Raw genomic sequence first — 12,894 nt, forward strand, 5'->3', positions numbered from 1 at the left:
AACAAAAGCCCCGTTCGCGGGGCTTTTTTACATCTCCAACCCGATCCAGGTCATGTCATTTGTTATTAAGCAACACCATTGTTGGCATTTTTTTCGCCTTTCGAGTAATTTTTTTAGAGTTCAGTCATACTTTGGTATGGGGATACTCTTAACGCAATCGATTGTCCTGTATAGTGTATCCACTTATGTTACGCAGCCCAGGGTTGTTCCTGGCCCGTCCCATCGAGCCCGGTAGTCCAGATGAATACATTGGAAAAAATTACAAAAAATATAGAGAGTTTCAGCAAGTCTGAAAGGAAAGTGGCGGAAGTGATCCTGGCTTCGCCGCAAACCGCCATCCATTCCAGCATCGCCGCCCTGGCCAAGCTGGCGGATGTGAGCGAGCCGACCGTCAACCGCTTCTGCCGCCGGCTCGATACCAAGGGCTTTCCCGATTTCAAGCTGCACCTGGCCCAGAGCCTGGCCAACGGCACCCCCTACGTGAACCGCCACGTGGAAGAAGACGACGGTCCCGAGTCCTATACCGCCAAGATCTTCGAGTCCAGCATGGCCTGCCTGGACTCGGCCCGGCACAGCCTGGACCCGCAGGCGGTCAACCGCTGCGTGGATATCCTGACCCAGGCCAAGAAGCTGTCCTTCTTCGGCCTCGGCGCCTCTTCCGCCGTGGCCCACGATGCCATGAACAAGTTCTTCCGCTTCAACGTGCCGGTGCTGTGCTTCGACGACGTGGTGATGATGCGCATGAGCTGCATCAGCAGTTCCGAAGGCGATGTGGTGGTGCTGATCTCCCACACCGGCCGCACCAAGGCGCTGGTGGAAATCGCCCAGCTCGCCCGCCAGAACGATGCCATCGTCATCGGCCTCACCGCCAAGGACTCGCCCCTGGCCCGGGAGTGCACCATGGTGCTGTCGATGGACGTGCCGGAAGACACCGACGTCTACCTGCCGATGGCCTCCCGCCTGGCCCAGATGGTGCTGATCGACGTGCTCGCCACCGGCTTTATCCTGCGCCGCGGCACCAAATTTCGGGAAAACCTGAAGAAAGTTAAGGAAGGGATAAAAAATTCACGATTTGATAACCCTCACCTTTGATTTTGATCAAATGGCCGGCAAATACCGGCCATTTTTGTGACCGAGTCTACACTTTGGTCCTCGCTTCGGTTATTATCGGTAACAATTTACAAAACCAAGGATGCAGCGTCAGGCCGTGAGCAAGCCACTTATCACCTACCGAGAGCCCATTACGGCTCAATTGGCACCCACCAGGCTCCCGTCTGTAGACATCCGTCGTTCGTCCCCTATTCGCAGCCTGCCAGGCTTAAAAAGCAATCCGAACTTCCCCTCTTTATTACATCTACATCTCTATTGGAGTCTCTTATGTTAAGACGTACCAAGATTGTCACCACCCTGGGCCCGGCCACCGACCGCGACAACAACCTGGAAGGGATCATCGCCGCCGGCGCCAACGTGGTGCGCATGAATTTCTCCCATGGTACTCCGGAAGATCACATGGCCCGCGCCAACCAGGTGCGTGAAATTGCGAAAAAGCTGGGCAAGCACGTGGCCATACTGGGTGACCTGCAGGGGCCCAAAATCCGGGTGTCCACCTTCAAGGACGGCAAGATCCACCTCAATATCGGTGACAAGTTCGTGCTGGACGCGGATCTGCCCAAGGGTGAAGGCAACCAGGAACGCGTCGGTATCGACTACAAGGAGCTGCCGCAAGACGTCAGACAGGGTGACATCCTGCTGCTCGACGACGGCCGCGTCCAGCTGCGGGTCGAAGGTGTGGACGGCAACAAGGTACTGACCGAAGTCACCGTGGCCGGCCCCCTGTCCAACAACAAGGGCATCAACAAGAAAGGCGGCGGCCTGTCCGCTCCGGCCCTGACCGACAAGGACAAGGAAGACATCAAGACCGCCGCCAAGATCGGCGTCGACTACCTGGCGGTGTCCTTCCCCCGTACCGGTGAAGACATGCGCATTGCCCGTGAACTGGCCCGCGCCGCCGGCAGCAACGCCAAGCTGGTGGCCAAGGTGGAGCGCGCCGAAGCGGTGGCCACCGACGCCGCCATGGAAGACGTGATCCTGGCCTCCGACGTGGTGATGGTGGCTCGGGGCGACCTGGGCGTGGAAATCGGCGATCCCGAGCTGGTCGGCGTGCAGAAGAAGCTGATCCGCACCTCCCGCCGCCTGAACCGGGTGGTGATCACCGCCACCCAGATGATGGAATCGATGATCACCGCGCCCCTGCCCACCCGTGCCGAGGTGATGGACGTGGCCAACGCCGTGCTGGATGGCACCGACGCCGTGATGCTGTCCGCCGAAACCGCCGCCGGCCAGTTCCCGATCGAAACCGTGAAGGCCATGGCCGAGGTTTGCCTGGGCGCCGAGAAGCACCCCAGCGTCAACGTGTCCAACCACCGCATGAACTTTACCTTCACCTCGGTGGAGGAAACCGTGGCCATGTCCACCATGTACGCGGCCAACCACCTGCAGGGCGTCAAGGCCATCGTGGCCCTGACCCAGTCCGGCACCACCCCGCTGCTGATGTCCCGCATCAGCTCCGGCCTGCCGATCTTCTCCCTGTCGCGGGAAGCCAAGACCCTGGCCTGGACCAACCTGTATCGCGGCGTGACCCCGGTCTACTTCAAGCCCGACGACAACCTGAGCAATGCCGAGATCTGCCGCGAGGCCCTGGCTACCCTGAAGAAGGCCGGTTACGTCAGCTCCGGTGATCTGGTCCTGCTCACCCACGGCGACATGATGGAAGTGGTCGGCAGCACCAATACCTGCAAGATCCTGACCGTGGAATAAGCGGCCGAAGCTGGAAGCTAGAGCACCGATCAGTTTAAAACGTGAGCCGTTCGATATCTCACCTGTAGGCGCCCGTTTACGTGGCGCAAACCTGCAACGGCGTGGGACGTGGAAGTTGAGCGCCGGTTTGTGCCGGCTAAAGCGACACCTACAGCGGCACAAACCGGCAGCTAGGCAGAGCCTGGCTGCCTGATTTTTAAACTATATGACGTTCTAGAAGAAATATAAAAAGGCCGGGCATTTGCCCGGCCTTTTCTGTTGATGGCGGTCGGCGTCTCAGGCCGCGTCAGACTTTTTTGGCATCTCCCGGCTCAGCACCCCGGGGGCGAAGCTGTCCACCGCGATGGCACGGCGGCGCAGCTCCTCGGCCTTGTTCAGGCGCTGGGCTTCGGTATCGCTGATAATATCCTGAGCCCTCGCCTGCGCCAGCATCTGCTCGAAGGGCAGCTTGCGCGGCAGCCGGCCGGCCTTCTGCGCCTCCAGCAACTTCTGCTCGATGCCCTGCACCGACACCATGGCCAGGAAGGCCGCTTCCACCTCGCCCAGGCCCGGTTCGCTGTCCCTGGGCACATAGCACAAGTGGGTCAGGCGATCGCGCACTCCGCCCGGGGTCATCAGCCGCTTGCAGATGGCCTGGGCGTGCTTGTCCAGCGGCTTCCTGTAGCGGTTGCCCAACGGGAAAATCAGTGCCTTCAGCGTCACCGCCACCGCCCGGTTGGGGAAGTTCTGGAAGAAACCGTCCAGGGCTTCGCCGATCTGGTGCAGGTTGCGGCCCACCGCGTAGTGCACGAAGGGCAGCTCGTCGGCGAGACGGCCGTTGTCCTCATAGAACTTGAGGGTGGCGGAGGCCAGGTAGAGGTGGCTCAGCACATCCCCCAGGCGGGCCGAGATCATCTCCTTGCGCTTGAGGTCGCCGCCCATGATCAGCATGGACATGTCGGCACACAGGGCCAGGGCCTTGCTCATGCGGGCCAGTTGCCGGTAATAGCCGGCGGTGGGCCCGGATACCGGCGCGCCATTGAAGCGGGCACCGGTGAGCCCCTGCCAGAAGGCGCCGAAGACGTTGCCGGCGGCGAAAGCGATATGCTGGAACAGCAAGCGGTCGAACTGCTCCAGGCCTGCCTTCTCGTCCGGGTTGGCCGCCGCCTCCAACTCCTTCAGTACATAGGGATGGCAGCGGGTGGCACCCTGGCCGAAGATCATCAGGTTGCGGGTGAGGATATTGGCCCCTTCCACGGTGATCGCCACCGGAATGCCCATGTAGTTGTGGGCCAGGTAGTTCTTGGGCCCCATCTGGATGGCCTTGCCCGCGTGCACGTCCATGGCGTCGTCCATCACGGTGCGGGCCATTTCGGTCATGTGATATTTGGAGATGGCGGTGACGATGGCCGGGCTCTCCTGCAGATCCAGGCCGCGGGTGGTCAGCCGGCGCGCCGCCTCCAACTGGTAGGTGAAGCCGCCGATGCGGGCCAGGGCTTCCTGTACGCCCTCGAACTTGCCGATGGACAGGCCGAACTGCTTGCGCACATAGGCATAGGCGCTGGTGCTCTGCACCGCCAGGTGACCGCTGGCGGTACCCAGGGCCGGCAGGGAGATGCCGCGACCGGCGGACAGGCACTCCACCAGCATGCGCCAACCGCGACCGGCATAATCGGGACCGCCGATGATCCAGTCGAGGGGGATGAATACGTCCTTGCCCCGGGTGGTACCGTTGAGGAAGGCCAGGCCCATGGGGAAGTGGCGATCGCCTATCTCCACCCCGGGATGGCTGGTGGGGATCAGGGCACAGGTAATGCCAAGCTCGGGCTTGTCGCCCAGCAGGCCGTCCGGATCCTGGAGCTTGAACGCCAGGCCCAGCACGGTGGCGCGCGGTGCCAGGGTGATGTAGCGCTTGTCCCAGTTCAGGCGGATGCCGAGTACCTGTTCGCCCTTGTACTCGCCCCGGCACAGCACGCCGCTGTCGGGAATGGCGCCGGCATCGGAGCCGGCTTCCGGCCCGGTGAGGGCAAAACAGGGCACCTCGGTTCCCCTGGCCAGGCCTGGCAGCCAGCGATCCTTCTGCTCCTGGGTACCGTAGTGCATCAGCAGTTCGCCGGGTCCCAGGGAGTTGGGTACCATCACGGTGACGGCGGCGCTGATGCTGCGGCTGGCGATGCGGGCCACGATGGTGGAATTGGCATAGGCGGAAAAGTCCCGGCCGCCGTAGGACTTGGGGATGATCAGCGAGAAGAAACCCTCCCTCTTGATATAGTCCCACACCGGCTCGGGCAGTTCGCGCTCGTCGTTGACGATATGATGATCGTCCAGCATGGCGAGCAGGGTTTCCACCTGGTTGTCGAGAAAAGCCTGCTCTTCGTCGGTGAGGGAGGAAGGACCATAGGCCGCCAGCTTGGACCAGTCCGGCTTGCCGCAGAACAGCTCGCCGTCCCACCACACCGAGCCGGCCTCCATCGCCTCGCGCTCGGTGGCCGACAGCGGCGGCAGTATCTTCTTGAAGGTGGCGAAGGCCGGCCCACTGATCCATTTCTTGCGTAAACTCATGCTCCCTCTCCTTAGTAACCGGGATGGCAAATCAACAGGGCTTGGCACCGACGCCACTGGCCAGGTAAGGGATCACCTTACGCACCAGCCCTTCCACATCTATTTCTTCGTTGAAATCGGTACGGGCGATATCGCGCAGGGCCTCGCTGGAGGCCATGGTGAACACCACTGTGCCCAGGGTGAAGTGCAGCCGCCAGAACACGTCGGCGGAGGACAGCTCGGGCGCCGCCTTGCGGATGGCCTGGGTGAAATGCTCCAGCACCTCGCCGTAGTGGTTGACAATAAACCAGCGCAGGAAACCCTGGTTGTCGATATAACCGCGGCCCAGCAACTGCAGGAAAATCTCCGGGCCCCGGCGCTTAATCCTGGTCAGCGCCATCAGCGGCGCCACGAAACTGTCGAACACCTGATGCAGATTGGTGTCCGGCTCCGCCAGCAGGCGTTTCAGGGCTTCGTCGACACCGGGCATAAAGATCGCCAGGTAACGGTCCATCACCGCCTTGATCAGATCCTTCTTGGAGCCGAAGTGGTAATTGACCGATGCCAGGTTGACGTCGGCCGCACTGGTGATGAGCCTGAGCGAGGTCTCGCTGAACCCCTGCTCGGCGAACAACACCTCGGCGGCGTCGAGGATCTTCTGCTTGGTATCTTTCTTGCTCACTGATCACCTCAAAATAAAACACATGTTTAAAATTTACGTTTCAAAACCGGTTGCTGTCAAGTTAAAAACGCATCGAAAAAATTTTACGCTATACGGCATCTTTTGCGGGAACCTTCTGCCCTATCCCCGCTCAAAAGTAATGCCACTGCAATTAAGCACTAAGTCTTTGCCCAGCTCTGCTGGGCATTTTTTTGGGTAAAATCCGGTGATGAGTCCGGCATTGTCAAAAGAGGAGCCTATCATGAGCCTGGCCGATGCTCCGGCAGAAGTTCAACTGGCGGTGGACCTGATCGAATTGCTGGAAGTGAATGAAGTGAGTCCCGCGCTGGCGCTGGCCGCCCTGGCCATCGTCACCCGGGATTTCAAACGCAAACTGGAACGGCAGCAGGAGCTGGAAGGCGGAAGCTAGAAGCTGGAAGCCTGACTCTTGGTCACAAGTCCGGCTGTCTGATTTAACGCAAAGAAGAGGCAGCAGGGCCACCTCCGCCGACACGCCGCAAGTACGTCCATGTAGGCTCGCACATGCCATCCCTGGCATGTGACGGTCGGCGGAGGCAATCCCTGTTGCCTCTTTCAAGCCCCGACGTCGCCTGATGGTGGTGCTAGCGCACCGATCAGTTTAAAAGTTGAGCAGTGCGATGTTTCTTGGGGCGCGGGCGGCCCGCCCGCGCTCCTGTAGGCGCCCGTTTACGTGGCGCAAAAAAACAGCGCCGGATCTGGACATCCGACGCCGTTTGCACCCACCGGTTTGTGCCGGCTACAGCGACACCTACAACGGCAGCTAAAACATGGGCGACGACGACAAAAGATAGTGCCGAGCCTTCTTGCCCATTTTTAAACCATATGACGTTCTGGAAGCTGGAAGCGTTGCGCTTCCAGCTTCCGCTGTCAAACCGGGCTCGTCAGAGCTCTTCTTCCAGGTAGGCGTAGCCTTCCAGGCCGGCGGAGAGCTCCTTCAGCAGCATGGCGCGGGTTGCCTCGTCCAGATCCGGGTGGCTGGCCTGCAGCTCGTACTGGGCGTTGATCACGCTGGGATCGATGTCCACGTAGCGCAACAGCTCGGCCACGTTGCTGCCTTCCTTGATGTTGTTGATCTGCACCTGGCCCCGTTCGTCCAGCACCACCTCGGCGCTGTGGGTGTCGCCGAACAGGTTGTGCATGTCACCCAGGATCTCCTGGTAGGCCCCCACCAGGAAAAAGCCCAGGTAATGGGGCTGGCCGGGCATGAACTCCGGCATCGGCAGCGTGGTCTCCACCCCCTGGCCATCCACGTACTGATCGATGGCGCCGTCGGAATCGCAGGTGATGTCCAGGATCACCGCCCGCCGGCTCGGCGGCCGGTCCAGGCCGTCCAGCGGCAGCACCGGGAAGATCTGATCGATACCCCAGGCATCGGGCAGGGACTGGAACAGGGAGAAGTTGACGAAGCACTTGTCCGCCAGCTTCTCGTTCAGCTCGTCCATGATGGGCCTGTGCGCCCGGTTGACCGAGTCCAGCCTGGCCTTGATACCGAGGCAGATATTGAGGTGTACCTCTTCGGCCCAGGCCCGGTCCTGCAGGCTCATCAGCCCCATGTTGTACTGCTCGTGCACGTCGGCCAGCTCGGCCACGGTGTCGTGGTAGATCTCGAGCAGGGGCGGATCGTCCCGGCACAGGTCTTCCCAGGTTTCCCACATGTTCTGCAGCAGGAAGGGCGCATCGTCCGCCGGCGCCGCCGGCTGGGTCGGGGTGGCCGATTCGATGCTGATCACGTTGGCCACCAGCATGGCGTGGTGGGCGGTGATGGCCCGGCCCGACTCGCTGATGATGCGCGGATAGGGCAGGTCGAATTCACGACAGACGTTGCCGATGCCCCACACCACGTTGTTGGCATATTCGCGCAGGTTGTAGTTGGCGGAGCAGTAACTCTGGGAGCGGGTCCCTTCGTAGTCCACGCCCAGGCCGCCGCCCACGTCGACGATGTCCACCGGCACGTCCAGCCGGCGCAGCTCGGCGTAGAAGCGGCCGCATTCGCGGATGCCCTTCTGGATGTCGCGGATATTGGCGATCTGCGAGCCCAGGTGGAAGTGCAGCAACTGCAGCCAGTCGATGCAGCCGGCGTCCTTCAGCTGGTTGACCAGGGCCAGCACCTGGGAGGCGCTCAGGCCGAACTTGGACTTCTCGCCGCCGCTGGACTGCCACTTGCCCGCGCCCTGGGAGGCCAGACGGGCGCGCACGCCCAGGCGCGGCGTCACGTTGATGCGTTTGGCCTCCGCCATCACCAGCTCGAGTTCGGACAGCTTCTCGATCACGATATAGACCTGGTGGCCCATCTTGGTACCGAGCAGGGCCAGGCGCACATACTCCTTGTCCTTGTAGCCGTTGCACACGATCACCGACTCGGTCTCGTGGGTATGGGCCAGCACCGCCAGCAGCTCGGGCTTGGAACCCGCCTCCAACCCCAGCCGTGGCTTGTCCTTGTAGGCCTTGGTGACCGCGTCCAGCACGCCGCGCTGCTGGTTGACCTTGATCGGGTAAACGGTCAGGTAGTCCCCCTCGTAGCCATAATCCTCGATGGCGCCGTTGAAGGCATTGAACAGGGCGTCGATACGGCTCTTGATGATGTCGGGGAAACGCAGCAGCACCGGGGCGGCATAGCCTTCGGCCTTGAGCTGCTCGACCACCTCGGAGAGCACCACCCTGGCCTCGGGGCGGGTTTTGTCGGGCGTGACAACGACGCGTCCCTGGTCGTCCAGATGAAAGAAACCGGCGCCCCAGTAAGGCAGGTTATACACCTTGAGCGCGTCGTTTGCGGACCATTCTGCCATGTTCTTTGTCCCCATTCAGTGTAAGGGCCATAGAAGATCCGGACCTCGGTAAGACCCGGTGCGATAATTGTTCGGCGCCCAGGGTGTGGGCTCCCTCGCTTCAGCAAGCAACACCGTTACATCCTAAATATAGTAACGGCCTAAAGACGGCTTGGCCTGAAAATCGGGGGGCGAGTGTACACACAGAGCCGGGCCATGACCAGAGCATGACCCCGGCAGACGACAAATTTATTGCGCCGCCACCGTCATGACGGCAGGCCCCAGCACCTGCAGGAAATAGCGGCCGCAACGACGGCCCAGCTGGTAGTCCTGATCCAGCTGGGCCCGGGTCGAGCCCAGCACCCGGCTTTGCAGCGGCCGGTGGGGGAAGATTTCGATCACCCGGGCATCGGCCGGCGGCCGGCGGATAAAGTCGTGGGCATCGTTGAAACAGCGTTCGTGGGCTTCCACTATCTGCAGCAGGTCCCCCAGCCGCTCCCGCCCTATCCAGCCTTCCAGCCGGCGAGCCCACTGCAGGCTGAAGCGGCTGTGCTGGGGCAGGGTACGAACCACCACTATGGTGCGCGCGCCCCGGCGATAGGCCTCGCGCACCGGTATGGCGTCGGCCACGCCGCCGTCCACGAAGCGCTCGCCCTGCCAGTCGACCCCGGCCCGGTAGAACAGGGGGATGGCGCTGGAGGCCTTGAGCCCCAGCAGCCAGTCGCCATCGGCCGGCCGGAAATAATGGGGCCGGTAGTCACGTGCCCGGGTACTGCAAAACAGCAGTTCCCGCCCTCCCAATCGCTTCTGACCGGTACGGGTATCCAGCGGCAGGGTCTGACCGAGCACCTCGAAATACCAGTCCAGATCCACCAGGTCGCCGCCGCGGGCGAAATGCAGCGGCCGGAAGAACTCGGCGCGGGTGGTATAGCCGCTGATCACTTCACGGGCGTAGCCGTGGGCGGCACACATGTAGGCGGCCAGGTTCTGGGCGCCGGCCGAGGTGCCGATCAGGATATCGAAGGGATCGAAGCCTTCTTCCAGGAAGGCGTCGAGCACGCCGGCGGTAAAGATCCCCCGCTGGCCACCCCCTTCGCAAACCAGGGCAAGCCGGCCCCGGAGGCCGTCGGTACGGACATAGAGCGGTGCTATCTGGTCCAGGCTGACCGGAACATGGTTGGTCATGGCGTATCCCTGTCATCAAATCATCACGACGGCGCAATACCGCCGTCACGGGGGCTTCCTAGCTTGGGTACCACTGCAAGGGAGGAAGCCGTTATGTTATCTGTCGACACCCTGGCCGCCGAGTACCTGCCCAGGTGGCAGCATTTTCCCGGCTGCAAAGCGCTGTTGCGTTATCTGCTGCACGAGCAGGCCTTCGTCGAGTTCGCCGAACAGTACCCGCACCTGCGCGGGCTGGATTTTGTCGAGCAGGTGCTCGACTATTTCCGCTTTCAGGTGACCCTGCGAGAACAGGAGCTGGAGCATATCCCGGCTTCGGGCCCCCTGGTGATCATCGCCAACCACCCCATCGGCTCCCTCGACGGCCTGGCGCTGCTCAAGCTGGTGTCCCGGGTCCGTCCCGACACCCGCATCATCGCCAACCAGGTGCTGGCACGGCTCGAGCCGCTGGCCTCCCTGTTGCTGCCGGTGGACAACATGACCGGCAGGACCGCCCGTGCCCAGCTGGCCGCCGTTCATCAGCACCTGGATCAGGGCGGCACGGTGATCGTCTTTCCCGCCGGCGAAGTCTCCCGCCTGGGCCCCAAGGGCATCCGTGACGGCCGCTGGCATTCGGGCTTTATCCGCCTGGCCACCCGGGCCCGGGCGGCCATAGTGCCGGTGCATATCCGCGGACGCAATTCCGCCTTCTTTTATTTAAGCTCACTGGCCAGCCGTCCGCTGGGCGGTTTGCTGCTGGTACGGGAAATGTTTCGCCAGCGGAACAAACAGATAGCCCTGCGCATCGGCCAACCCATCGCCTGGGAGAGCTGCCGCCAGACCGGCCTCAACGACAAGGGGCTCTGCCTGCTGTTTCGCCGCCATCTGTACCGCCTGGGCAAGGGCAAGCCCGGCCTGCTCGAGACCCAGGTGGCGATAGCGCCCCCCGAACCCCGGCAGCAGTTGAAAAAGGCGGTGGAAAAATGCGAGCTGCTGGGCCAGACCCAGGATGGCAAGGCGATTTATCTCACCCGCAACCACAGATCCGGCCATTGCGTGATACTGCGGGAGATAGGGCGGCTGCGGGAGCTGTCGTTCCGCGCCGTGGGCGAAGGCACCGGCAAGCGGCGGGATCTGGATCCCTTCGACGACGATTATTACCAGTTGCTGCTGTGGGATCCGCAAGAGCTGGAAGTGATCGGCGCCTACCGCTTTGTGCCCACCGCCGAGCAACTGGCCCGCAAGGGCCTGGCCGGCCTCTACAGCCATCACCTGTTCGATTACGACGAAACCATGCAGCCCTTCCTGGCCCAGGGCCTGGAACTCGGCCGCAGTTTCATCCAGCCCGCCTACTGGGGCCGGCGCAGCCTGGACTACCTCTGGTTCGGCATCGGCGCCTTCCTCGCCCGCCACCCCCATTACCGCTACCTGTTCGGGCCCGTCTCGCTGAGCGCCGCCCTGCCGGTGCCGGCGCGGGATCTGCTGGTGGCCTTCTACCGCCTGCATTTCCCGGCGTCCGCCGCCCTGGCCCGCTCGCGCCGGCCGCTGCCGCCGACGACGCCCGCCCTGCGCGACACCTTCGGCGGCGAGGATTACCACCAGGATCTGACGCTGCTCAAGCAGTTGCTGGACAACATGGGCGTCGGCATCCCTACCCTGTACAAGCAGTATTCGGAGCTGTGCGAGCCGGGCGGCGTGCAGTTTGTCGACTTCGGTACCGATCCTGACTTTGCCGACTGCATCGACGGCCTGGTGCTGGTGGATCTGCACCGGCTCAAGGCCAGCCGCTATCAGCGCTATATCGCCCCCCATCTGCCGGAAAAGGCGGAGCCGTCAGCGGTCGCTGTGACCTAGGTTGCGCTCGGGGGCTATCTTGTCCCGCAGGCGCTGCTTGACTTCCTTGGCCTCGGGGAAACCGTTGTCGGCCACCCGGCACCAGATCAGCTCGCCATCCACATAGATCTGGAACTGGCCCTTGTCCCCCGGGATCAGGGCCACCTCCCCCACCTCGTCGGCGAAGGTCGACAAGATCTCCTGGGCCAGCCAGGCCGAGCGCAGCAGCCAGCGGCACAGGGTGCAATAACGGATCTCCACTCTGGGTTTCATGCTCTCTCCTCCCAAAAGGCGCAGCATGACCCAAGCCGCCGCCGGGGTAAAGAGCAGGAAAGCGCCCGTGGGCGCTTTCCGTGTCAGTCAATAGAGGGACACCTTGGGCCATACCAGCCAGAGGCCGACGGCACCAGCCAGCGCCGCCGAGGCCAGGGCTCCCAGGGCCGCGGGCCAGGGCCCCCGGCCGCGCAAGCCCTGATCCACCAGGGGCGGCACCAGCGCCAGCGCCACCACCCACCAATCCAGGGGGATGAACTGCCAGCACAGGGCGAGCCAGAGCACGTAGCCGGCGGTCATCTCCCTGTCGGGCAGCCCCCGGCTCAGTCCGGCCAGCCAGAGGAAGCCGGCCAGCACCGCCAGGGCGCCCCCGGCCTGGGCCAGCAGCACGCTGCCGCCGATGGCCACCACCAGGGTGAACATGGCCGCGCCGGCCACGAAGCCGATCCCGACGCCAGGGCCTGGGCGCCATTCCCGCCAGCCCTGCCACAGCAAGAAGGCCAGCAGGCCGATGATGGCCTCGGGATAGCGGGGCAGCAGCGGCCACAGGGCCAACAGGAACACACCGCCAGCCAGCACCAGGCGCAGCAGCCGCCCTGTGGCCGCGGGCACCAGCCCCGCCAGGGCCACCGCCCAGAACACCACCGGCAGCCAGTGGATACCCCGGCTCGGCCAGAAATACCAGTGCGCCGCCCATCCCAGGGTCGCCCATACCGCCAGCCCCGCAGCCCACCAGAACAACGACGGGCGCCACCATCCGATGGCGCCCGCTATTGCGGCCGGCAGCAGGGTTTGAATCAGCAGATCCAAGCCCATGACAGC

The 12,894-nt window shown here is 63.0% G+C and carries 10 protein-coding genes; 4 read left to right on the plus strand and 6 right to left on the minus strand.

The window, feature by feature from the left end; genetic code table 11:
* The first annotated feature begins 240 nt into the window (after nucleotides 1-240).
* Nucleotides 241-1,092 carry a MurR/RpiR family transcriptional regulator gene (locus tag AN401_RS10310; RefSeq protein WP_094038078.1) on the plus strand — a complete coding sequence of 284 codons (852 nt, stop codon included), beginning with the start codon at nucleotides 241-243 and terminating at the stop codon, nucleotides 1,090-1,092.
* 285 nt (nucleotides 1,093-1,377) lie between these two features.
* Entirely contained in the window at nucleotides 1,378-2,817 is a 1,440-nt protein-coding gene (gene pyk, locus AN401_RS10315) for a pyruvate kinase (protein WP_094038077.1), read from the plus strand.
* A 276-nt stretch (nucleotides 2,818-3,093) separates the two neighbouring features.
* Here the strand turns inward: pyk and AN401_RS10320 are convergent, their stop codons facing one another.
* Both AN401_RS10320 and AN401_RS10325 read right to left on the minus strand, forming a co-directional pair.
* Nucleotides 3,094-5,358, minus strand: coding sequence for an acyl-CoA dehydrogenase (locus tag AN401_RS10320; RefSeq protein WP_096779280.1), 2,265 nt, complete (start codon nucleotides 5,356-5,358; stop codon nucleotides 3,094-3,096).
* Between the two features lie 31 nt (nucleotides 5,359-5,389).
* Nucleotides 5,390-6,019, minus strand: coding sequence for a TetR/AcrR family transcriptional regulator (locus AN401_RS10325; protein WP_094038075.1), 630 nt, complete (start codon nucleotides 6,017-6,019; stop codon nucleotides 5,390-5,392).
* A gap of 241 nt (nucleotides 6,020-6,260) precedes the next feature.
* On the opposite strand from AN401_RS10325, the gene rsmS reads away from it, so the two are divergent.
* Complete coding sequence (gene rsmS / locus AN401_RS10330; protein ID WP_096779281.1) at nucleotides 6,261-6,428, plus strand: pleiotropic regulatory protein RsmS; 168 nt, start codon at nucleotides 6,261-6,263, stop codon at nucleotides 6,426-6,428.
* A gap of 493 nt (nucleotides 6,429-6,921) precedes the next feature.
* Here rsmS and speA read toward each other — a convergent pair whose 3' ends face one another.
* A complete protein-coding gene (speA, locus tag AN401_RS10335; RefSeq protein WP_096779282.1) occupies nucleotides 6,922-8,826 on the minus strand; it encodes a biosynthetic arginine decarboxylase in 1,905 nt (634 codons plus the stop codon).
* Nucleotides 8,827-9,054: 228 nt separating this feature from the next.
* Nucleotides 9,055-9,990 carry a patatin-like phospholipase family protein gene (locus AN401_RS10340; protein ID WP_094038072.1) on the minus strand — a complete coding sequence of 312 codons (936 nt, stop codon included), beginning with the start codon at nucleotides 9,988-9,990 and terminating at the stop codon, nucleotides 9,055-9,057.
* A gap of 93 nt (nucleotides 9,991-10,083) precedes the next feature.
* On the opposite strand from AN401_RS10340, the gene AN401_RS10345 reads away from it, so the two are divergent.
* Nucleotides 10,084-11,820, plus strand: coding sequence for a lysophospholipid acyltransferase family protein (locus tag AN401_RS10345; protein WP_094038071.1), 1,737 nt, complete (start codon nucleotides 10,084-10,086; stop codon nucleotides 11,818-11,820).
* Here the strand turns inward: AN401_RS10345 and AN401_RS10350 are convergent.
* Nucleotides 11,800-12,072 carry a SelT/SelW/SelH family protein gene (locus AN401_RS10350; protein WP_096779283.1) on the minus strand — a complete coding sequence of 91 codons (273 nt, stop codon included), beginning with the start codon at nucleotides 12,070-12,072 and terminating at the stop codon, nucleotides 11,800-11,802. The genes AN401_RS10345 and AN401_RS10350 overlap by 21 nt on opposite strands.
* An 87-nt stretch (nucleotides 12,073-12,159) precedes the next feature.
* Entirely contained in the window at nucleotides 12,160-12,888 is a 729-nt protein-coding gene (locus tag AN401_RS10355) for a hypothetical protein (protein ID WP_096779284.1), read from the minus strand.
* Nucleotides 12,889-12,894: the final 6 nt, after the last annotated feature.

The organism is Zobellella denitrificans, from assembly GCF_002407485.1.
Taxonomy (GTDB): domain Bacteria; phylum Pseudomonadota; class Gammaproteobacteria; order Enterobacterales; family Aeromonadaceae; genus Oceanimonas; species Oceanimonas denitrificans.

Coding starts and splice junctions, on each gene's coding strand:
- AN401_RS10355 (WP_096779284.1), bottom strand. CDS start 12,888: ATGGGCTTGGATCTGCTGATTCAAACCCTGCTGCCGGCCGCAATAGCG.
- speA (WP_096779282.1), bottom strand. CDS start 8,826: ATGGCAGAATGGTCCGCAAACGACGCGCTCAAGGTGTATAACCTGCCT.
- AN401_RS10320 (WP_096779280.1), bottom strand. CDS start 5,358: ATGAGTTTACGCAAGAAATGGATCAGTGGGCCGGCCTTCGCCACCTTC.
- AN401_RS10345 (WP_094038071.1), top strand. CDS start 10,084: ATGTTATCTGTCGACACCCTGGCCGCCGAGTACCTGCCCAGGTGGCAG.
- pyk (WP_094038077.1), top strand. CDS start 1,378: ATGTTAAGACGTACCAAGATTGTCACCACCCTGGGCCCGGCCACCGAC.
- AN401_RS10310 (WP_094038078.1), top strand. CDS start 241: ATGAATACATTGGAAAAAATTACAAAAAATATAGAGAGTTTCAGCAAG.
- rsmS (WP_096779281.1), top strand. CDS start 6,261: ATGAGCCTGGCCGATGCTCCGGCAGAAGTTCAACTGGCGGTGGACCTG.
- AN401_RS10340 (WP_094038072.1), bottom strand. CDS start 9,990: ATGACCAACCATGTTCCGGTCAGCCTGGACCAGATAGCACCGCTCTAT.
- AN401_RS10350 (WP_096779283.1), bottom strand. CDS start 12,072: ATGAAACCCAGAGTGGAGATCCGTTATTGCACCCTGTGCCGCTGGCTG.